Below are 21,353 nucleotides of genomic sequence, written 5' to 3'. Positions count from 1 at the left end.
ATTGGAAAAACGTATAAGAAAAGTCCTTGCTGCTAACCGCGGTGAAATTGCAATCCGAGTTTTTCGAGCATGTAATGAGTTAAACATTCGAACAGTAGCTATTTATTCGAAGGAAGATTCCGCATCTTACCACCGATTTAAAGCTGATGAAGCTTATCTTGTCGGCGAAGGCAAAAAGCCAATTGATGCGTACCTTGATATTGAGGGAATCATCACTATTGCCAAAAATTCAGGCGTAGATGCAATTCATCCTGGCTATGGATTCTTGTCTGAGAATATTAACCTCGCTAGACGATGTGAAGAAGAAGGCATTCTATTTATAGGACCAAAATCTAAACATTTAGATATGTTTGGTGACAAGGTCAAAGCACGTACACAAGCAGAATTAGCACAAATTCCTATTATTCCAGGTAGTGATGGTCCTGTTGAAAGTCTTGATGAAGTTGTAGCTTTTGGAACTGAACATGGTTTTCCAATCATCATTAAAGCTTCACTTGGAGGAGGCGGTCGTGGAATGCGTATCGTCAATAGCCTTGATGAAGTTGAAGAGTCGTATAATCGTGCTAAGTCTGAAGCGAAAGCTGCATTTGGGAATGATGAAGTATATGTTGAGAAATACATCAAAAATCCAAAGCATATCGAAGTTCAAATTCTAGGTGACCATGAAGGAAATATTGTTCATTTATTCGAAAGAGATTGCTCTGTTCAAAGACGTCACCAAAAAGTAGTTGAAATTGCTCCTTCAGTCTCACTAACAGATGAATTGCGTCAAGAAATTTGTGATGCAGCCGTTAAACTTATGAAGAATGTCAATTATTTAAATGCGGGAACTGTAGAATTTTTAGTAGCAGATAATCGTTTTTATTTTATTGAAGTTAATCCGCGCGTACAGGTAGAACACACTGTAACAGAGATGATTACAGGAATTGATATTGTACAATCTCAAATATTAATTGCTGAAGGTCACAGCTTACATAATGAAACAGTTAGAATTCCGAAGCAAGAAGATATTCAATTGTTTGGTTATGCTATCCAATCACGTATTACAACAGAAGACCCACTTAATAATTTTATGCCGGATACAGGAAAGATTATGGCATATCGTTCAGCAAGTGGCTTTGGAGTGCGCCTTGATGCAGGAAATGCGTTTCAAGGATCAGTCATTACCCCATACTATGATTCCTTACTTGTGAAAGTGTCTACTTGGGCGCTATCATTCGACCAAGCTTGTAATAAAATGTCACGAAACCTAAAAGAATTCCGTATTCGTGGTATTAAAACAAATATTCCATTTTTAGAAAATGTAATTAAGCATCAAAATTTCCGTACAGGTAATTTTGATACATCATTTATTGATGTAACACCAGAATTATTCGTATTCCCAGTTCGTAAAGACCGTGGAACGAAGATGCTGTCGTATATTGGGAATGTAACAATCAATGGTTTCCCTGGAGTTGAGCAAAAGAAGAAACCGGTATTTGATAAACCACATTCTATTATCTTGCCAACTGATTTGGAATACACACCAGGTACAAAACAAATATTAGACAGCCAAGGTGCTGACGGACTTGTTAAATGGGTTAAAGATCAGAAAGAAGTATTAATTACTGATACGACGTTCCGAGATGCACATCAATCTTTACTGGCAACACGTATACGTACGACAGATATGTTGCAGGTTGCTGAGCCTACAGCAAAAATGTTACCAAATCTTTTCTCATCAGAAATGTGGGGAGGCGCAACTTTCGATGTTGCGTATAGATTCTTAAAAGAAGATCCGTGGGAAAGACTGATTCAATTAAGAGAAAAGATGCCAAATATTTTATTCCAAATGCTTCTTCGAGGTGCGAATGCGGTTGGATATAAGAATTATCCAGATAATGTTATTAGAGAATTTGTTAAGCAATCCGCTCAAACTGGTATCGATGTCTTCCGTATTTTCGATAGCTTAAACTGGGTTAAAGGTATGGAAATAGCTATCGATGCAGTTAGACAAAGTGGAAAAATTGCGGAAGCAGCTATTTGTTATACTGGTGATATCAATGATCCGACGAGAACTAAGTTTGACATTGAGTATTATAAAAATCTTGCCAAAGAATTAGAAAATCAAGGAGCACATATCCTAGCAATTAAAGATATGGCTGGTTTACTAAAACCTGATGCAGCGTATCGCTTAATTTCAGAATTAAAGGATACAATTGATTTACCAATTCATTTGCATACACATGATACGAGTGGTAACGGTATTTACACATACGCTAAAGCTGTTGAAGCAGGTGTAGATATTGTTGATACTGCCTTAAGTACAATGGCGGGTATGACTTCTCAACCGAGTGCGAATACTCTTTATTATGCTCTTGAAGGTTCTGAGCGTAAACCAAACATAGATATTAAATCATTAGAACAACTATCTTATTATTGGGAAGATGTTCGTAAATATTATCAAGATTTTGAAAGTGGAATGATTGCACCACACACAGAAGTGTACCAACATGAAATGCCAGGTGGGCAATATAGTAATCTTCAACAACAAGCGAAAGCTGTTGGTCTTGGAGAACGTTGGGAAGAAGTTAAAGATATGTATCGCCGTGTAAACTTGATGTTCGGAGATATTGTTAAGGTTACACCGTCTTCTAAAGTTGTAGGTGACATGGCGCTGTTTATGGTTCAAAACAATTTAGACGAAGATGCTGTTTTATCAAAAGGTGATACACTTGATTTCCCGGACTCTGTTGTAGAATTATTTGAAGGTATGTTAGGACAACCAGCTGGTGGTTTCCCACAAGAATTACAAAAAGTAATTCTAAAAGGAAAAGAAGCCATCACAGTACGTCCTGGTGAACTATTAGAGGATGTAAACTTTGAAAAATTAGAAGAAGAGCTGTATCAAGAAATTAAACGTCCAGTTACCGAACTTGATTTAATTGCATATGCACTATATCCGAAAGTATTCTTAGAATACGTACGAACTGTTGAGCGTTTCGGAAATATTTCTACGTTAGATACGCCTACATTCCTATACGGAATGCGTAGAGGTGAAGAAATAGAGGTAGAAATTGAAACAGGCAAAACACTTATTGTAAAATTAATATCTATTGGTGATGCACATGCAGACGGTACAAGAAATATTTATTTCGAATTGAACGGTCAGCAACGTGAAATCGTCATCAAAGATGAAAGTGTAAAATCAACAGTTGTGTCAAAACTAAAAGCAGATCCGGGCAACATAAACCATATTGGGGCAACAATGCCAGGTACAGTTATTAAAGTTATAGTGGATAAAGGAGAAAAAGTGAAAAAAGGTGACCATTTAATCATTACAGAAGCGATGAAAATGGAAACAACAGTTCAAGCTCCTTACACTGGTTTTATTAAAGACATTTATGTATCAAATGGTGAAGCTATTTTGACAGGAGATTTATTAATAGAAATCACTAAAGAAGGCTTATAAACAAAAAAAACAGACTTTCACGGTCATTGACCGAGGAAAGTCTGTTTTTTTGTTCAAAGATAAAAAAGTATATAATTTTGCGTGTTGTCTAACCTTACACCTGCCATGCTCGGAAATAAGCCAACCTGTTTTGAAAACCAAGAGCGGGTTTTCAAGAACAGCTCGTCTTACCAATGGTGTCTAGCTTCAGCGACCAACCCTTCGAGTCATAAGCCATCTCGCTTTAGAAATAAAAAGTGTATTTCTTAAGCGAGCCGTCTTATGCTGGTCGGGGCTAAACGGGTCACTTCAGCATTTCAATATTGCCGCATAGCTCTTTTTTGTTTGGGAGTAAATCAAGGAGCGTAAACATCAATCAAAAAAGATCGGTGACGGTTTTTCTTATTAAGAAGCCGGCTGATCTACTTTATTAGTTGAACGTTCTTTTAGAATTATTGAATTGGATTTATTTCTACTAGCTAATAACAATAAATAACTTAAAACCCCAAACAAACAAGAAATAAAGAAGGCATGTGATAGAGCTACATATAGATTTAATCTGCTATATATGATAAATGCTCCTGCAATTACTTGTAGTGCAGATAGAATAAGTGATGCAATCCAACTCCAATAGACTACTTTTTGATGTTTATAATGTTTAACGACTATATAGGTTGTATATGCTATCCAAACAAATGAAAGCCCTGCTAGCGTTCTATGTCCCATTTGAACCCATTCATATAAATTAGTAGGTAGGAAAAATTCATTGTTTCGACACAACGGCCAATCTTTACACACTAAACTAGCTTTGGTATGACGAACAAGCGCACCTGTATAAATAACGAAATAAATATATAGAAGAATTCCTACAGTGTGAAATGTAATTCTTTTATCAATAATGACTGTCTCAGCTTTAAATTTCTTATCAACTTCAAAGATTAAGAGAGTTAATAGAAAAACAGAAGCAAAAGAAATTAACGAAATTCCAAAGTGTAATGCAAGTACAAAGTCTGATTGCCCCCACATAACGGCAGCAGCTCCTACTAATCCTTGGATAACTAGAAATGCGAAGGAGAGTAGGGACAGGAATTTCGTTTCTCGAATATGACCGATACTTTTCCAGCTCCAAATGGATAAAATTAATACCATAATTCCAACAGTTCCAGAGATTAAACGATGAGCTAATTCAATAACTAATTCAGCTGTGATTACAGATGGAATAAATTCCCCTTCACATAATGGCCAAGATCTTCCACACCCCATGCCCGAACCTGTTTTAGTAACTAAAGCGCCTCCAAGAAGTATTAAAAGCATACCTATTGTTGTTAATACTGCAAGTCTTTTTAATCCTCTATGCACAGAACATTCACCTTCTTCATCATAGAAATAAAAAACAGAGAATAAATAAAATATACTTCCTAAATAGTAAAAAAATTGAATTTATTATCTCATTACCATCATAATGAAAAAGAATGTTTGTTTCAAATGATAAATTGCATATTTTGTGGAAAATAAGGTAAACTTTTAAATAATTCCAAAAATATTCAAATTTATTATAACTTTCATGGAAAGTTAATCGTATTGTATTATTTTTAGGTCAAAATTTGTAGAAATAGTGAAAAAGGTTGAAAGGATTGTGTTATTTTGATAGAAATAAAAGGGTGATATGTATTTATATGTAAATTTTCTTTGGTTGTTATGTAGAAATAAAGTTTAGGTTATAAATGAAGTGTGGAAATTAATAAAGTTATAATTGTTAAATAAATACAATAATAACATGTAAAACTTATTAATCCTTGTGTATTGATATGACACAAATAAGACAAAAACAGGACAAAAAAAATTCACAAAAGTGAATGAAACTATGATTTAATATACAGAGAATGTTAAAATATGTTATTATAATCTATTTATTACATAATTAGTATATTCTTAATATTATTATGTTATAATTTGATGCATATTTAGTGAGCGCCTGTCATTACAAATATAGAAAAGTGTGGAATAATGTTAGTATAGATATAATAGAGACTTTTTTATATTTAGTGATTTTATAATAGGGGGAAGAAATATGTCGAATTCAAAGGTCTTGGCTCAAACCTCACATGAATCAAGCCTTCAAAATGAAATACCTAAAACGTCTGCATGGGATGACTTTTTAGCCATTATTAAGATTGGAATTATTAAATCTAATTTAATAACAACTTTCACGGGTTTATGGTTAGCACTTCATTTTTCTGGGATGAGTTTTTTGAATAATTTGGATATTGTGTTCTTGTCGTTAGTTGGATCAGCTCTAATAATAGGCGGAGCGGGTACCTTAAATAACTATATTGATCGAGATATTGATCATTTAATGGAGCGAACAAAAGCTAGACCAACAGTTACTGGGAAGGTAAATTCTATTCGCGTTTTAGTATTAGGTCTTGCTCTTGTTACGGTAGGGACAATCTTGTTAGCAATGACAACGCTATCAGCAGCACTGATTGGACTGTTAGGGGTATTCGCTTATGTTGTACTCTACACTTTTTCTAAGAGATATTTTGTATCTAATACGATCATTGGATGTATTAGTGGTGCTACTCCACCTCTAATCGGTTGGGCAGCTGTGGATGGCAATTTAGATGTTATGGCTTGGGTCTTGTATTTATTGATGTTCATTTGGCAACCACCACATTTTTATGCGTTAGCAATGAGAAGATGTGAAGAATATAGAAAAGCTGGTATACCAATGTTACCAGTTGTAAAAGGGTTCAAGAGAACAAAGTTATCTATTAATTTTTGGGTATTATTATTAATGCCTTTACCTTATTTCTTACTTCCACTTGGCACTCCGCTTGTTATATTAACAATCATTTTGAATGTTGGTTGGTTAGCGTATGGGTTATATGGATTTAAAATGAAAGATGATATTAAATGGGCAAAAGGAATGTTTATTTATTCCTTGAATTATTTAACAATTTTATTTGTTTCAATGGTTATCGTAACCTTGATTTAAAGTAAAATTTTAGGTAGTGGTGATTAGTTACTAATCACCACTACCATCATAATTAAGCAAATTGGTCCCAAACAGGGATTTTTCTTATAACACCACCTTTCTATTGTGATTATAGGGGCCTTTCTGCGGTTTTTAACTGGGAATTCTTTCTTGGTTTGTAAGAAATTTAAATAGAAGGAATTTTGATGTAAAAAAGCAAGTGGGATTCAAGAGAAATTTTTTACGAAAGAGGGGTTTCATTGGTATGAAAAAACGGCTACAAAAATGGCGTGTGTTTGGGTTATTTACACTTTTAACGCTTATACTAGCTGGCTGTGGTAAACCATATTTATCCACGTTAAAGCCTGCGGGAGAAGTAGCGCAAAAACAATACGATTTAATGGCCTTAAGTGTATTTATTATGGTACTAGTAATCGTAGTTGTGACTTTGTTGTTCATTATTGCAGTTCTGCGTTTTAGACGTAAAGACAACAAAATTCCAAAACAAGTAGAGGGAAGTCACAAGCTTGAAATTATTTGGACAGTTATCCCGATTTTATTGTTAATTATCCTTGCTGTTCCAACTGTGTCTTATACTTTCCAGTTTGCTGATACGGCACCAATGGAGAAGAAAGATAAGGATGGTAAAACAAAAGGTGATGTAACAGTAGTTAATGTACGCGCAAATCTTTATTGGTGGGAATTTGAATATCCAGATCATGGCGTAATAACGAGCCAGGATTTAGTTGTTCCTACTGATGAAAGAGTGTATTTTAATGTAACTGGAGCAGACGTAAAGCACTCATTCTGGGTTCCAGCTGTTGGAGGTAAAATCGATACTAACCCAGATAACATTAACAAATTTTATTTAGAGTTTGATAGTGAAAAAGCGAAAGAGGCGGAGAATGTTTTTTATGGAAAATGTGCTGAGCTTTGTGGGCCGTCACATGCTTTAATGGATTTTAAAGTGAAAGCCGTTTCAAAAGATGAATTTAAGCAATGGATTGCTGATATGAAGGGTGCAGAGGCGAAGCCTAAGGTTGAAGGGTCTGTTGCACAACAAGGTGAAGAAATTTTCAACAAAAGTTGTATTGGCTGTCATGCTGTAACACCTAATGATTCGAGACCAGCTGAAGCGCGAAAAGCTCCAAACTTAGCAACTTTTGGAGAGCGTGAAAAAGTAGCTGGTATTCTAGATCATAATGAAGAGAATGTGAAAAAATGGTTAACAGATTCTCAAGAATTAAAACCTGGTAATAAAATGCCTAGCTACGCTAACATGTCACAACAAGAACTGGATGCATTAGCAGCTTATTTAATGCAGTTGAAAGTTCAAAAGTAAGACAGGGGATTTAATTGATTCATAGGGAGGTAGAATCGTGAGTACTTACGCTCGAAAAAAGGGGATAGGTCCATTTATTTGGGACTACATAACAACTGTAGACCATAAAAAAATCGCTATTCTGTACTTAATTGCTGGTGGATTATTCTTCGTAATTGGCGGTATTGAAGCGATGTTCATGCGTATTCAGTTAGCTGTTCCGAACAATGACTTTGTCAGTGCTGGTTTGTTTAATGAATTAATGACGATGCATGGTACTACAATGATCTTTTTGGCAGCGATGCCGTTAGTATTTGCTTTTATGAATGCTGCAGTACCACTTCAAATAGGAGCTCGTGATGTTGCGTTTCCTTTTTTGAATTCATTAGGTTTTTGGTTGTTTTTATTCGGTGGAATTTTCTTAAACTTATCTTGGTTTATAGGAGAAGTCCCAGCGGCAGGTTGGACATCATATGCGTCACTATCTTTAGCTTCTGAAGGGCATGGAATTGATTTTTATGCACTTGGTCTACAAATTTCTGGTGCAGGTACGTTAATTGGAGGTATTAACTTTCTAGTAACGATTATTAATATGCGTGCACCAGGTATGACATTTATGAGAATGCCGCTATTTACTTGGTCAACTTTTGTAGTATCAGCTCTTATCTTATTTGCGTTTCCTCCATTAACAGTTGGTTTGTTTTTCATGATTTTCGATCGTATGTTTGGTTCCAATTTCTTTGATGTAGCTATGGGTGGTAATACAATTATTTGGGAACATTTATTCTGGATTTTTGGTCACCCTGAAGTATATATCTTAATATTACCAGCGTTCGGTATTTTCTCTGAAGTTTTCGCAACATTCTCAAGAAAAAGATTATTCGGTTATTCTTCGATGGTATTTGCAACAATTTTGATTGGTTTCTTAGGTTTCATGGTTTGGGCTCACCATATGTTCACCGTTGGTTTAGGGCCAATTGCCAATGCGATTTTTGCGGTTGCGACAATGGCTATTGCGGTTCCGACGGGTATTAAGATCTTTAACTGGATCTTCACTATGTGGGGCGGAAGTATTAAGTTTACAGTACCAATGATGTATGCAGTTGCCTTTATTCCATCATTCGTAATGGGTGGGGTAACGGGTATTATGAATGCTACTGCAGCAGCGGATTATCAATATCACGATAGCTACTTCGTAGTAGCCCACTTCCACTATGTAATTGTAGGTGGGGTTGTATTGGGTTTACTTGCAGGAGCACACTTCTATTGGCCTAAAATGTTTGGAACGATGTTAAGTGAAACTCTTGGAAAAGTAACTTTCTGGTTCTTCTTAATTGGATTTCATTTAACATTCTTTGTACAACATTTCTTAGGATTAATGGGTATGCCACGTCGTGTATTCACATTCTTGCCAAATCAAGGCTTAGATACTATGAATTTGATTAGTACAGTCGGTGCAGGCTTAATGGCTGTAGGTGTAATTGTTCTATTATACAACGTAATTATTACGTCAATTAAGAATAAGAAAGTTGGTAATGATCCTTGGGGAGATGGACGTACTCTTGAGTGGGCTATTTCTTCTCCACCACCGCATTATAACTTTAAACAGTTACCATTAGTACGTGGATTGGATGCTTTCTGGTTAGAGAAAATGGAAGGTAAGAAGGAAATGACTCCTGCAGAACCACTTGGAGACATTCATATGCCTAACAATTCATTTATTCCTGTCATGATTTCTTTCGGTTTATTCGTTGCAGCATTTGGTGCAATGTATCACTCAGATGAAGGTAAGAGTTGGGCTTTACCGGTGTTAATTATTGGGTTATTGATTACCCTTGGTTCAATGTTTGTTCGATCTATTAAAGATGATTTAGGTCATCATATTCATAAGGAAGATTTAATGAAAGATGATGACGAAAAGGGAGGGATCGCATAATGCATGCAGAAGAAAAATATACTGAAGCAACGTGGCCTTCTTCACCTGAAAAAGCTACCCTAGAAGGTAAAAATAAGTTTATGGGCTTCTGGTTTTTTCTTGGAGGAGAAACAGTTCTCTTTTCTACATTGTTTGCGACTTACCTTGCATTAAAAGATAAGGTACCTAGTGGGGATCATAAACTTGCGGAAGATATATTTTCATTACCTCTTACATTTGTAGCAACAATGCTTCTTCTAACAAGTTCTTTAACAAGTGTTTATGCGATGTATCACATGAAGAATTATAACTTCAAAGGAATGCAAGCATGGTTACTAGTTACTGTACTACTAGGTCTTGGGTTCTTAGGTCTTGAAGTTTATGAATTTAATCATTATGTACATGAGTATAATTTTACTTTTACAAGTAGTGCATTTGGTTCTGCATTCTATACATTAGTTGGCTTCCATGGAGCACACGTTGCATTTGGATTGCTTTGGATTACAACATTGATGGTTAGAAACGCAGGACGTGGATTAAATCTATACAATGCTCCTAAGTTCTATACAGCGAGTCTATACTGGCATTTTATCGACGTTGTATGGGTATTCATTTTTACAGTTGTTTATTTAATGGGAATGGTGGGATAAGTGATGGAAAATAATCATGTTAATTCAACTCACCCGAAGGTAGACATTAACTACCGTCGCAAAAAAAGTGCAGAGGAAATGAGACATCAAGTTATTTCATTTTCACTAATGATATTCTTAACGTTATTGTCTTTTGCAGCTGTAGGATTTGATGGTTTTTCAAGATGGTTTGTTATTCCAGTCATTGTTTTATTAGCTGTGGTTCAAGTAATATTCCAATTATATTACTTTATGCATATGAGTCACAAAGGACATAGTATGCCTGCGTTGTTTCTATACTCTGGCTTAGTTGTCGGAGCAGTAACAATTCTTGCATTTGCTACAATTGTTTGGATTTAAGGGAAAAGATCTTGGGAAAAGGTTGACTAATAAGTGGCTACCCTATATTCGTATAGGGTTAGCTCTTTCTAAGGTCAACCTTTTTACTATTTTAAATGATATGACTTGAAAGTAATTTGTCCGTTACTCGAAGAAATGATGATTATTCGCAAAAAAGAGGTGTAAAGATATGACACTTGAAATTTTTGGATTTAGAGCACTTTGGAGTCCGTTTTTTTTAATAACTATTTTGATTGTTGGGATTTTGTTTTTTGTTGCTGCAACTGTTTATCGTGAAAGATTATCTAATAAAAGTGAAAAATTGACAAAAACACAAGCTGCTTTATTTATTACAGTACTTGTGCTTCTATATATTATAAAGGGATCTCCTATAGATTTATTGGGTCATATCATGTTTAGCGTACATATGACACAAATGGCTATTCTATATTTAGTAATTCCTCCATTATTAATTGTGGCAGTACCTAATTGGATTTGGCGAAGTATATTATCTATTCGTATTATTAAAAGTGTTTTTCAATTCGTGACAAAGCCATTAATTGCACTCATAGTTTTTAATGGAACTTTTTCATTCTATCATATTCCAATTATTTTTGATGCAGTAAAAACTGATATGTTTTTACATGCGCTCTATACAATTTTATTGTTTTTTACCGCTATCTTTATGTGGTGGCCGATTATTAATAAATTAGAAGAGTATCAAGGTTTTTATGGAATTAAGAGAATCGGTTACATATTTGGAAATGGAATACTTTTAACACCTGCGTGTGCGCTAATAATATTTGCAGAAGCACCTATGTATAGTACGTTCTCTAATCCAACTCAATGGTTAACAGCGATGGAGTTATGTGTTCCTGCAAGTACGTTATCTGGGCTAAATATTACAGGACCTGAAGTATTTAACACGATGCCATTGCTTGAGGATCAGAAGACGGGTGGAATCATCATGAAGATTATTCAGGAAATTGTTTATGGTGTAGTCTTGGCACATATTTTCTTTCAATGGAGCCGTCAAGAGAATGTACATGCAGTTGATGAAATACCCGCTGAATTACAAACAAGTGAGATAAAACCTGTTCAATAGATGGATATTCCATTTTTGGATTATATTTATTGTCGGTATTGTTACAATTATTGAAAAATATGAAAATCTTTATTAAAATAGTAATGAATACATACAGGAGAGGACGTTTTATAGCCTATGTCATTACCAATTCTACCCACGATTAGTACATCATTTATTGTATTAAGTGCAATAACAGTAGCTATCGGCTGGGTGTTAATTAAGCAAAGAAAAATAGAAGCTCATCAAAAAACAATGATGCTTGCAGCAGTGTTTGCGATAATCTTCTTTGTCATTTATCTTAGTAGAACGATTTTTATAGGAAACACTGCTTTTGGTGGTCCTGATGATATTAAAATCTATTACACTATATTTTTGATTTTCCATATCACTTTGGCGACAGTTGGAGCAGTAATGGGAATCATTACGCTTTGGTCTGGATACAAACGAAATTTAAAGAGACATCGGAAAATAGGCCCAATTACTAGTATTATATGGTTTTTTACTGCCATTACAGGTGTAGCGGTTTATATGTTACTCTATGTTTTTTATCATGGTGGAGAAACTACTTCAGTTATTAAGGCTATATTAGGTTTTTAAAAATAGGAATGAAAAAAGGATGTTGCTTAATATAATAAAGCAACATCCTTTTTTGTCTGGTCATTTTTTGTATCGAAGGGGGGAAGGTTTTGAAAGATTATAAAACTGAAAAAATTTTAATCATGAATTGTTCGTTAGATATGGCAAAATCCATTATTTTGTTTAGAAAAGAATTAGCGGTCCGTTCACCCATTGAGATTCCTAATAATTGGCCTTCTAATCGATTTTTAAGCTTTCTTCCACTATTAATTGAAGATCTAGAGACTGAAACAGTATCGGACTTTCATTTGTGGATACTAGCGGATATTTTGCAAAAAAAAATGATGGGTGATCTTCTGCTATATAAGATGAAGGATAGACAAGAAACGGCTTTTTTAGAAACATATTTTATATCATTTCAGCATGAGAAGAAATACTATAAAGAAATGATGAAGCTTTTTTTAGAGTATGTCATGATTCATTTCGATGGGGTGTATAAACATGTGAATGTAGAAGTATTGTATACTGATAATTTTAAAATAGATGTGTTGAAACGTTTGGGATTTTATTTGAAGAAAAAAGAGCATCCTCATTTAATGTGGAGTTTTACGTTGAAATAAGGAATAAACAGTAGAATGGAGCTATCCGAAAGGTGATTACAATTACCTTTCGGATAGCTCTTTTCTATATATTAGTAGACCAATAGGGCTTTTTGAATAACCTTAGCCAACCAAAATATGTTTCTATTAATAGACTATATTTTAAAGTTAATTTTAATTAAGTCTGCTTCTCTTGCTGCTGTAAAGGCTATTAAAATAAGTGGTCCAATGATGAAACCAAGTAATCCTAATATTTTTAAGCCTAAATACATGGCGATTAATGTAGCAAGTGGAGACAAACCAATGTGGGCACCCATTACTTTTGGTTCTACTGTTCTTCTAATAATTAGAAGAATAGCTGCTAATATTGCTAGCTGAGCAGCTGAAGATGTATCACCTGTAATTAAATCAAAAATAGACCATGGCGCAAGAATTACGATAGAGCCAATAATAGGTATGAAATCAATCACCCAAATTACAAGTGACATAAATACGGCAACTTCAGGTTTAATTAATAATAAACCGGCTAGTGATACTACAAAAATAATAATACTAACTAAAAATTGCGCTTTCAAAAACCCAAAAACTACACTTGATAATCTTGAACTCATAAAATGTACTTTTTCAGCTGTTTTTTCTTTTAGCATACTGTACAGACCAACTGTGATTTTGGGAAGGTCAATTAGGAAGAGAAAGAGTGCTATTAGAAAGACAAGAAAGCTCACTAAATAATTAGGAATTTCTTTAACGAAATTAGTAACGTTTTCAATCGTAATGAAGTTTCCAATTTCTGAACTGATGTAGTCGAGAGTTGTTTGAACTTGACTACTAATGGCATCTGTAACGGCTTTCGGTAAGTGTTCTGATGCATCAACCATATCTTTCTCGATTTTGTTCCAAGCAGCATTGATTTCGTTCATATATTCAGGTGCATTTTGAACGATTTGTGCAACTTCTGTAACTACTTTAGTAGTAATTACATAAGAAGAAAAGCCGATAAATGCGATGAATACGATAAAGACGGTCATTACAGATAATTTTTGACTGAAGGAGAATTTGTTTTGAAGCATCTTTACTAATGGTGCTAGTAATAGCGAGGTAAAAAAGGCAACTAGTAATGGAACTGAAACTGGTAGGATGTAATAGCATGCAACAATCAGTAACAGTATAATTAATAGTTTAATGATATTTTGCTTTGTAAAAAAGCGTGTCATGTAATCCACTCCAATATGGCAAACTTCTAATAGATGTTGATTTAAGGCTATTTTATTATAAGTGGATTGTATTTGATAAACAAGATATTCATAGTATTTCCCATGTTTTACTTGTTTATCTGGTACTAATTTATATGAAGTATAACAAGCATAAAGGCTATGCAAGAAATGATTAAAAATTACTTCTCGCATAGCCCTGTTTGTAGTTATTACTCAATAATGGCGAACGTGCTGATTTCATTACTAACTTTTTCAAGAATTTGTTCACATTGTTTAATTAGTGTATGAGGAAAGTTCTCGGCGCTACCATATTCAACACCATGCGGATAATAATGCTTACCTAAAAGTGGAGTAAGAAGTTGCATAACTGCATGGTGTGCTCCTACATCACCTTCAATAGCATATGCTTGCACTCGAAGATAATATACTCCTTCCTTTAATTCAAATTTACGATCATAATTTGCACGTTCATAATCCCATTGTTCAGAACGTACTAAGCCATACTCGTCCATAACTTCATCTAAACGAGTTAAATCGGCTTTAAAATCCTGGATTTTTGTGTTTTCGAACCTCACAAATATTACCTCCTAATTGATTTCACCTTTGAATGTTGGGGAAAAAATAAATTATCTAAAATATTGAAGAGAATGATAATTTTTCCTATTTTAATAATAGTATGAATCTATGTATCTTGCAACGAGTAGATGGAAAGAAATAGGTTTTTCACAAAAGTGACAACATTGTTATAAGATATTGAAAAGCTTATGTGTGAGATTATTGAAAATAAAAAACAAGTGTATGTTAGGTGTATTAATGCATTCCAAATAAATTTATATATGAACTTTGTTTTATATACCTTGCTTAAGAGCAAAATGATATAATGTTATTAATTTATTGACAGCATTTCAATAATGGGAGGAGAGAAAATCTCTGAAAATTTTTCTTAAAGTGTGCTTTCTAGCAACACTCATTTTTATTATTAGTATTTATTATTTTCATGAAGAGGAAGAATTATTAAACAAAGAACAATCAGCTAGTCAAATACAAAATCCAATTGTAAATAAAAAACAGCAAATGCAACAAAATGCTTCGGAAGGACTTTCGCTGTTAATTGGAAAGAGTAGTAAAGAGGTTATGAAGCAATTTGGTGAACCCTCTAGAAAAGATCCTTCTCCATATGGATATGAATGGTGGATTTATTCTGATCAAGCAGAGCAGTATATGCAAGTTGGTGTAGAAAATGGACAAGTTGTTTCTGTATATGGACTTGGCAAAGAGTTGAACATTGCACCATTTGCTATTGGACAGCCAATTGATCAATTATTTCAATCTGTAAATCTTGAAACAACAATTGATATCGATTGGAAGGGGAATTCGTATCGTTTTGAGCTTTCAGAAGAAGACTTAGGAATGAGACCACTAGTGAAATTAGGTAATGGATATGCACAAGTGTATATTGATAAATTTACTGGTGAAGTTTCCAGTGTTCGCTTTTTGAATGTGGAAACTCTTATAAAGCAAAGGCCTTATGAACTTGTTTATAGGGGAGAACTACCTGAAGAAGAAGTGCTTTCTGCAGAAAAATGGAAGTTAATTCAGGATGGTGACGATCAGCAAATCTTTGATATAACAAATATTATTCGCAAAAGGTTTGATTTAGACCCAGTCGAGTGGGATGAAGCTACTGCAATAGTAGCTTACAAGCATAGTATGGATATGTTTAAGGGGAATTATTTCTCCCATGAATCACCTCAATATGGAGATTTAGGAAATAGATTAAAGAAAGATCATGTGAAGTTCGAGCTTGCTGGAGAAAATATTGCTGCTCAATATGTGGATGGTGTTGCAGCATTTGAAGGATGGTTAAATAGCAAAGGGCATCGAGAAGCGTTATTAAATAAAGAATTTACCCACTTAGGCGTTGGGGTATATCAAAAATACTACACTCAAAATTTTATAAAAAAACCATAAATATTAACATATTGCTCTCCGTTATTTCTTGGGCAATATGTTTTTTTTTCACCATTTTATTCTTTTATTCATATGTTGAAATAGGCGAAATTCGGAATGGAATGAAAGTTGGAATAAGAGGTGAAGGGATTTGTCAAATAAAACTCAACAATCTATGGAAGAATTTAAAGTATTCATTAGAAATCATCCTTCATTAGTTAAAGAAGTAAGAAGAGGCATATACACGTGGCAAGAAATTTATGAAGACTGGTACTTACTTGGTGAGCAAAATTCTGTTTGGGATGGTTATCGAGAAACAGGAATGGCAGTTGAAAAAGTGGAAGCTGTAAAAAAAGAAGAAGAACAGAAAGATATGATTGCAAATGTTTTTGAATCATTGAAGAGTATTGATGTTCAGTCTATGCAAAAGCATGTATCGAATTTAAGTCAAGCTTTAGGTGCGATATCTGGAGTTATTTCACAGTTTCAAAATACAGCCTCTCCGGAAGAAAAAAGTAATAAGGTAGAAAAAGAAAAACAGCATAATCCATTTGATTCTCGGAAGGATTAAAAAAGGTGGAAGTACATTGAGACAGGATCTTTATGAGTGGATAAAGAATGATGGAGATCAACTGCAATATTTACGTTTGCAACCAATTTGGTATCGAAAATTAACAAGGAACCCCCAGGAGATTGAAAAATTTGGTACGGATACTGTTTTTCATTTTGAAAAGTCGATACCGCAGCGTGTTAATAAATTAACTAATGGTGTGCAAGTTGCTTCTATGATGTTAGGGATGTTACAGTCTATGAATTTTAAAGGATAGTGGGTGTTCTAAACTAGTCTAAAATAAAAAAAGAAAGTATGGAGATTTTCTTTCAGTTATATTACATGGTAATATGTTGTTAGGAGGTGGTTTTTTTCATGCTTGCTACTTTGGAAAGAGTAGAAATATTACAATGTGCAGATGAATTGGCACAAATGGTCTTTGAGTCCGAAGTTGGAGAAAATTATCTTATCTCTTTATATAAATTACAAAATGATGCAGAAGCTCAGAGCAAAATTAAGGCGTTTACTGAGATGAAGGAACGTTATGAAGAGGTTCAGCGATTTGGACGTTATCATCCAGATTATAAATATGTGAATTTAGAAACGAGAACTAGAAAAAGAGACCTTGATTTACATCCGACTGTTGCAGAGTTTAAAGTTGCTGAGAATAAATTTCAAGAGACTTTAGATCAAATAAGTGTTATTATTGCTCGTTCAGTATCAACACATATTAAAACACCTGCTGGTAATCCTTTTTTTGAAGGTGGATGTAGTAGTGGAGGATGTGGCTCAGGGGGAAGCTGTGGCTGTTCATAAAAACTAGTTCAGTTGTAATTTATAATTTTCAAAACCTGTATAGAATTCTTCTATATAGGTTTTTTGAATATCTAGAAAAGTTTCATTTATTTACTTGTGTATAGAAAGAATGTTTTGAATTTGTGAGTTAGATAAGTAGTATTACCGGTTGATAATAAAGACTTGTATATGCTACACTACTTGTAAATATTTATTAGGAGTTTTTTGTAATGCTTGGTGCTAGACAAGGAATCATTGTTTATTTGCATACTTTAAAGCAAGTAAAGATGCTTAGAAGGTTCGGGAATATTCACTATGTTTCGAAAAAAATGAAATATGTTGTCTTGTACACCAATATGGATGACGTAGCTGCAACTGTTGAGAAACTTAACTCATATTCATTTGTTAAAAAAGTTGAAGAGTCATATAAACCTTTTTTAAAGACAAACTTTGAAAATTCCAAGCCGGATAAAGCTAAAGAATACGATTATAAGATGGGAATATAAAAAGATGAGTAGTTTGTACTACTCATCTTTTTATATTTACAGGAAATTACATAGGCCCATAAGATGTTTAACTATATTTATTGTCACAAAAAAGATGTTTAAGAGTTTGAACATTATAACCGATATAAGTAATATCTACTATGAAAGAGGTGCTAGATAGCGGTTCATTCGTAGTATACCAATTAAGTGCTGGTAGAATAACTCCTTTTCTGGGAATAAAGTAGATGGCTTTATATCTATCTTAATAATGTTTTTATCTATTTGCGTAGCGAGCTCTTGAAACATATCATATCTTTTATTAGGAATAGATTCTGGATTTGGAATACCTTCTCTACAGATATAAATAGGTTGGAAATTTCCTGGATTTGTTGGTTTTAATATAATAGCTAGAGAAACTACTTCTTTTTCATTTTTCTTTGTTTGTAGCGCTAATAAGAAGGCAACTCGTTCTTTGTTCGCTCGTCCTATCTCAATGAGTTCATAAAGATCAGAATATCCTTCACCAAGCTCTATAAAGCGTTGTATCACAGTGCTTGCTCCTTTCTAACAGTCAAAAGTTAAGTATAACTTTACCACGTAATGAAGAAAAAATGAAGAATTCTCTAAGTTGTAAGAATTTAGTTGGTTATTATATAGATATATTTGGTAAATTTGTATTAGGAATAATGTCTAAGGGGAAAATGCCATGGTACGAACATTTGTTACGAGTTTATTCATTTTATTATTGGCGACTAGTGGGGTGCTGTTTTGGCAATGGAGTGTGTATTCCAAAGATGAAGTATTAAATGAAAAGAATCATCCATCCATAGTGGAACAGCATATTCGAATCCAACAAAATGAAAAAACATTACAAGTAAGTCAAACGATGTCGGATTTAAAAAAGGGGAATTATAAGCTTGAAAATCATTTAAATGTAGAAATTGACGTTGATGGAAAGAAGATTACAGATGATACTGTGTCCTTAAAAAAAGATGAAAAAAATATAACATTTAACTATAGCATTCCATTTAATTCTAAACAGAATAGCATGATGCTACATGATTGGGCATTACAATTAAAAAACGTTAAAACAAACAAAGCAAAGGTAGAAATGACAGTTGAGGGAAGCCGTACAGGTAGCTGGGCAGCCTTGGCGAATCAGGTAGGAAAAACAAATAAACAATACGTTGATTATTATGTGTTTGAAGGGGACGGCCCTGTATATCCGTTATATTATCAACAAGGTGAGTTAAATCATGAAAAAATAGATGATGGCCCTAATATTTATTATGAAAAAAATTATAAACCTGCGCTCAAACAAGTAGCATCAATGCTCAAAGAATTTCCAACAGTTAAGGAAAGTGTAGTTATCTTGACTTCTAAGCATCAGGAAGAGATTAATAAGAATTTATTAATAATTAATAATGTGAATAATGCTCAGAAGTTAAAAAATAAAATTTCTGATTTATATGTGAATACTACTTTCCCATTTGAAAATGAGCAGGAAAAATGGCAACAGTATATTTTGGAGAATTTGTATACTAATAAAACGGATGGTAGTTCAAAAGTAAATGCTATGGTTGATTTAATTAGGAAAGAGCTATATGAGCCTCAAATAAAGTCTTTTATTGATGTTGCTCTATCAGAAGACAAGCCATTAACAGCGGCTCGATTAGATGGTATTTTATCAAATATAAAAGGAAAAAATACAACGTTTTTTCAAATGAATAGTAATGAAAAAAATAGCCTAATTCCGCTTTATTATGAAGATACGAGAGACGTAGTAGTGAATGGAAAGTCTCTACAAGGGAAGTTTTATTATCAAGATGAAAAACTCTTACTTCCGTTTCTACCAATTATGAAATTAGCGGGATATACGTATGATCTAAATGGCGATGACCATATTTTATTAACGAAAGATGAAGATTCTATAAGATTGTATCCTAATAAAAATGTCTTTATATTAAATGGAATTGATTATTCACTTGCGTCAGCTCCATTAACCATTAAGAATGGTGAATACTATTTACATGCGGATTGGTTTAAAGATATTTTTGGAATGACTATTACAGAAGATGATGAAAAAATATCGATTATCACTAATTAATTTCTTTTTAAAAAAAGCCCTGCAGAAATTCTGCAGGGTCCTTCTATTTCCGTCAAAGGATAGAAGGGAAAGGGAGAGGAGAAACCGGAGGAAGAACTTATGGGGAAACGTAAGTCTTCTCCGCGGTTGGCAACAACATCCTCGATAAAGGTGTTGTTACTAAATAGTATGACCAAAAAGAATAGTGTTATTCATGACTGTAAATTTTTATCTTTTTATTTATTATTGGCGATGGAAAATGAATGTGTTAGGATAATATAGAAATTAATACAGAAATTGAATAGTGGTGATTGTATATGAGGGTTGTATCGGGTGAATGCAAGGGAAGACCTTTGAAAGCAGTTCCAGGCGTCTCAACTCGACCAACAACTGATAAGGTGAAGGAATCAATCTTTAACATGATTGGACCATACTTTGAAGGTGGGTTTGCATTAGATCTTTTTGCGGGAAGCGGAGGCCTTGGTATAGAGGCATTAAGTAGAGGGATGGAGCGTGCAGTGTTTGTAGATCGGGAATTTAAAGCGGTTTCAACTGTGCGAGCTAACTTAGAGGCTTGTGGCTTAACCAATCATGCTGAAGTCTATAAAAATGATAGTGAAAGAGCGTTAAAAGCATTAATTAAACGTGAATTGGTTTTTGATCTAATTTTATTAGATCCACCTTATAAGAAACAAAAGCTAGAAAGTCTATTATCTGTTATCTCAGAAAACAAACTTTTGGATGAAAATGGCATCATTGTTTGTGAACATAGTGATGATGTTGAATTACCTGATCACCTTGGATCTCTTACACGATGGAAACATGAAGCATATGGAATGATAACGATTTCTATTTATACTTATAACAAGATAGCGAATGAGTAGCTGTAGGAGGAAAGCTGATGTCAAAAATAGCAGTATGTCCAGGGAGTTTTGATCCTATTACAAACGGACATATCGATATTATACAACGTGGTGCGAAAATTTTTGATGAATTATATGTAGTAGTTTTAAATAATTCTTCTAAACATCCGTTATTCACAGTTGAAGAACGAGTAGAGTTGATTAAAAGTGTCACAGGTCATATACCGAATGTAAAGGTCGATTCTTTTCAAGGACTACTTGTTGATTATGCAAAAAGCATTGATGCAAATGCGATTATTCGAGGATTACGTGCTGTATCTGATTTTGAATATGAGATGCAGGGTACTTCAATGAACCGAGTACTAGATGAGCATCTTGAAACATTTTTTATGATGACAAATAGTCAATATTCTTTTTTAAGTTCTAGCATTGTTAAAGAGGTAGCGAAATATAAAGGTGATATTTCATCATTAGTACCACCTATTGTAGAAGAAGCGCTAAAAGGAAAAAATTGTTGTTGAAGAAAAGCTGAGCGCT

General features: G+C 33.9%; 21 protein-coding genes. 17 read left to right on the top strand and 4 right to left on the bottom strand.

Translation table 11 applies throughout. The features are described from left to right. Nucleotide 1 precedes the first annotated feature (1 nt). A complete protein-coding gene (gene pyc, locus TX86_RS12180) occupies nucleotides 2–3,451 on the top strand; it encodes a pyruvate carboxylase (RefSeq protein ID WP_042349067.1) in 3,450 nt (1,149 codons plus the stop codon). Nucleotides 3,452–3,835: 384 nt separating this feature from the next. Here pyc and TX86_RS12175 read toward each other — a convergent pair whose 3' ends face one another. After that, nucleotides 3,836–4,789: a COX15/CtaA family protein gene (locus TX86_RS12175; RefSeq protein ID WP_042349066.1), complete on the bottom strand. Its 954-nt coding sequence runs from the start codon at nucleotides 4,787–4,789 to the stop codon at nucleotides 3,836–3,838. Between the two features lie 712 nt (nucleotides 4,790–5,501). Here TX86_RS12175 and cyoE point away from each other — a divergent pair. The 8 genes from cyoE (at nucleotide 5,502) to TX86_RS12135 (ending at nucleotide 12,894) form a co-directional block, all read left to right on the top strand. After that, nucleotides 5,502–6,428, top strand: coding sequence for a heme o synthase (gene cyoE / locus TX86_RS12170; protein WP_042349065.1), 927 nt, complete (start codon nucleotides 5,502–5,504; stop codon nucleotides 6,426–6,428). A gap of 244 nt (nucleotides 6,429–6,672) precedes the next feature. Then, nucleotides 6,673–7,749 (top strand): cytochrome c oxidase subunit II, encoded by a 1,077-nt coding sequence (gene coxB / locus TX86_RS12165; protein WP_042349064.1) that lies wholly within the window; start codon nucleotides 6,673–6,675, stop codon nucleotides 7,747–7,749. Nucleotides 7,750–7,786: 37 nt separating this feature from the next. Further along, nucleotides 7,787–9,664 carry a cytochrome c oxidase subunit I gene (gene ctaD, locus TX86_RS12160; protein ID WP_042349063.1) on the top strand — a complete coding sequence of 626 codons (1,878 nt, stop codon included), beginning with the start codon at nucleotides 7,787–7,789 and terminating at the stop codon, nucleotides 9,662–9,664. Next, nucleotides 9,664–10,293: a cytochrome c oxidase subunit 3 gene (locus tag TX86_RS12155; protein ID WP_042349062.1), complete on the top strand. Its 630-nt coding sequence runs from the start codon at nucleotides 9,664–9,666 to the stop codon at nucleotides 10,291–10,293. The genes ctaD and TX86_RS12155 overlap by 1 nt, the downstream gene beginning before the upstream one ends. 3 nt (nucleotides 10,294–10,296) lie before the next feature. Continuing rightward, entirely contained in the window at nucleotides 10,297–10,632 is a 336-nt protein-coding gene (gene ctaF / locus TX86_RS12150; protein ID WP_042349061.1) for a cytochrome c oxidase subunit IVB, read from the top strand. Nucleotides 10,633–10,801: 169 nt separating this feature from the next. Further along, a complete protein-coding gene (ctaG, locus tag TX86_RS12145; RefSeq protein WP_042349060.1) occupies nucleotides 10,802–11,716 on the top strand; it encodes a cytochrome c oxidase assembly factor CtaG in 915 nt (304 codons plus the stop codon). A 117-nt stretch (nucleotides 11,717–11,833) separates the two neighbouring features. Then, nucleotides 11,834–12,295: a DUF420 domain-containing protein gene (locus tag TX86_RS12140; RefSeq protein WP_042349059.1), complete on the top strand. Its 462-nt coding sequence runs from the start codon at nucleotides 11,834–11,836 to the stop codon at nucleotides 12,293–12,295. A gap of 89 nt (nucleotides 12,296–12,384) precedes the next feature. Beyond that, on the top strand, nucleotides 12,385–12,894 hold the full coding sequence (locus TX86_RS12135; protein WP_042349058.1) for a hypothetical protein: 510 nt from the start codon (nucleotides 12,385–12,387) through the stop codon (nucleotides 12,892–12,894). A 134-nt stretch (nucleotides 12,895–13,028) separates the two neighbouring features. On the opposite strand, the gene ytvI is transcribed toward TX86_RS12135, so the two are convergent. Together ytvI and TX86_RS12125 are read right to left on the bottom strand one after the other, a co-directional pair. Beyond that, on the bottom strand, nucleotides 13,029–14,087 hold the full coding sequence (ytvI, locus tag TX86_RS12130) for a sporulation integral membrane protein YtvI (RefSeq protein WP_042349057.1): 1,059 nt from the start codon (nucleotides 14,085–14,087) through the stop codon (nucleotides 13,029–13,031). A 209-nt stretch (nucleotides 14,088–14,296) separates the two neighbouring features. Then, nucleotides 14,297–14,662 carry a YugN family protein gene (locus TX86_RS12125; RefSeq protein WP_042349056.1) on the bottom strand — a complete coding sequence of 122 codons (366 nt, stop codon included), beginning with the start codon at nucleotides 14,660–14,662 and terminating at the stop codon, nucleotides 14,297–14,299. A gap of 373 nt (nucleotides 14,663–15,035) precedes the next feature. Here TX86_RS12125 and TX86_RS12120 point away from each other — a divergent pair, with 373 nt between their 5' ends. The 5 genes from TX86_RS12120 (at nucleotide 15,036) to TX86_RS12100 (ending at nucleotide 17,888) form a co-directional block, all read left to right on the top strand. Next, nucleotides 15,036–16,058 (top strand): CAP domain-containing protein, encoded by a 1,023-nt coding sequence (locus TX86_RS12120; RefSeq protein ID WP_052343648.1) that lies wholly within the window; start codon nucleotides 15,036–15,038, stop codon nucleotides 16,056–16,058. A 130-nt stretch (nucleotides 16,059–16,188) separates the two neighbouring features. Continuing rightward, complete coding sequence (gene ylbD, locus TX86_RS12115; protein ID WP_052343647.1) at nucleotides 16,189–16,608, top strand: spore coat protein YlbD; 420 nt, start codon at nucleotides 16,189–16,191, stop codon at nucleotides 16,606–16,608. A gap of 16 nt (nucleotides 16,609–16,624) precedes the next feature. Then, the gene (locus TX86_RS12110) at nucleotides 16,625–16,864 is read left to right on the top strand and encodes a YlbE-like family protein (RefSeq protein WP_042349055.1); all 240 of its coding nucleotides are present in this window, start codon (nucleotides 16,625–16,627) and stop codon (nucleotides 16,862–16,864) included. A 98-nt stretch (nucleotides 16,865–16,962) separates the two neighbouring features. Then, nucleotides 16,963–17,403: a YlbF/YmcA family competence regulator gene (locus TX86_RS12105; protein ID WP_042349054.1), complete on the top strand. Its 441-nt coding sequence runs from the start codon at nucleotides 16,963–16,965 to the stop codon at nucleotides 17,401–17,403. A 209-nt stretch (nucleotides 17,404–17,612) separates the two neighbouring features. After that, entirely contained in the window at nucleotides 17,613–17,888 is a 276-nt protein-coding gene (locus TX86_RS12100; protein WP_042349053.1) for a YlbG family protein, read from the top strand. Between the two features lie 138 nt (nucleotides 17,889–18,026). Here TX86_RS12100 and TX86_RS12095 read toward each other — a convergent pair whose 3' ends face one another. Next, entirely contained in the window at nucleotides 18,027–18,416 is a 390-nt protein-coding gene (locus TX86_RS12095; RefSeq protein WP_042349052.1) for a DUF7147 family protein, read from the bottom strand. A 157-nt stretch (nucleotides 18,417–18,573) separates the two neighbouring features. Between TX86_RS12095 and TX86_RS12090 the strand changes: the two genes are divergently transcribed. The 3 genes from TX86_RS12090 (at nucleotide 18,574) to coaD (ending at nucleotide 21,337) form a co-directional block, all read left to right on the top strand. Next, nucleotides 18,574–19,974, top strand: a complete 1,401-nt coding sequence (locus TX86_RS12090; RefSeq protein ID WP_042349051.1) for a stalk domain-containing protein — start codon at nucleotides 18,574–18,576, stop codon at nucleotides 19,972–19,974. A 296-nt stretch (nucleotides 19,975–20,270) separates the two neighbouring features. After that, a complete protein-coding gene (gene rsmD, locus TX86_RS12085; protein WP_042349050.1) occupies nucleotides 20,271–20,837 on the top strand; it encodes a 16S rRNA (guanine(966)-N(2))-methyltransferase RsmD in 567 nt (188 codons plus the stop codon). 17 nt (nucleotides 20,838–20,854) lie between these two features. Further along, nucleotides 20,855–21,337 carry a pantetheine-phosphate adenylyltransferase gene (gene coaD, locus TX86_RS12080; protein WP_042349049.1) on the top strand — a complete coding sequence of 161 codons (483 nt, stop codon included), beginning with the start codon at nucleotides 20,855–20,857 and terminating at the stop codon, nucleotides 21,335–21,337. Nucleotides 21,338–21,353: the final 16 nt, after the last annotated feature.

The organism is Bacillus massiliigorillae, from assembly GCF_000380245.2.
Classification (GTDB): Bacteria; Bacillota; Bacilli; order Bacillales; family DSM-1321; genus Bacillus_AD; species Bacillus_AD massiliigorillae.
The sequence above is the reverse complement of the archived record's forward strand: the minus strand, read 5'-3'. Positions and strand labels throughout refer to the sequence as shown.

Bases quoted from the DNA above. Each gene is read 5' to 3' on its own strand.
- cyoE (WP_042349065.1), top strand. From the start codon at position 5,502: ATGTCGAATTCAAAGGTCTTGGCTCAAACCTCACATGAATCAAGCCTT.
- coxB (WP_042349064.1), top strand. From the start codon at position 6,673: ATGAAAAAACGGCTACAAAAATGGCGTGTGTTTGGGTTATTTACACTT.
- TX86_RS12155 (WP_042349062.1), top strand. From the start codon at position 9,664: ATGCATGCAGAAGAAAAATATACTGAAGCAACGTGGCCTTCTTCACCT.
- ctaF (WP_042349061.1), top strand. From the start codon at position 10,297: ATGGAAAATAATCATGTTAATTCAACTCACCCGAAGGTAGACATTAAC.
- ctaG (WP_042349060.1), top strand. From the start codon at position 10,802: ATGACACTTGAAATTTTTGGATTTAGAGCACTTTGGAGTCCGTTTTTT.
- TX86_RS12140 (WP_042349059.1), top strand. From the start codon at position 11,834: ATGTCATTACCAATTCTACCCACGATTAGTACATCATTTATTGTATTA.
- ytvI (WP_042349057.1), bottom strand. From the start codon at position 14,087: ATGACACGCTTTTTTACAAAGCAAAATATCATTAAACTATTAATTATA.
- TX86_RS12105 (WP_042349054.1), top strand. From the start codon at position 16,963: ATGCTTGCTACTTTGGAAAGAGTAGAAATATTACAATGTGCAGATGAA.
- TX86_RS12100 (WP_042349053.1), top strand. From the start codon at position 17,613: ATGCTTGGTGCTAGACAAGGAATCATTGTTTATTTGCATACTTTAAAG.
- TX86_RS12090 (WP_042349051.1), top strand. From the start codon at position 18,574: ATGGTACGAACATTTGTTACGAGTTTATTCATTTTATTATTGGCGACT.
- rsmD (WP_042349050.1), top strand. From the start codon at position 20,271: ATGAGGGTTGTATCGGGTGAATGCAAGGGAAGACCTTTGAAAGCAGTT.
- coaD (WP_042349049.1), top strand. From the start codon at position 20,855: ATGTCAAAAATAGCAGTATGTCCAGGGAGTTTTGATCCTATTACAAAC.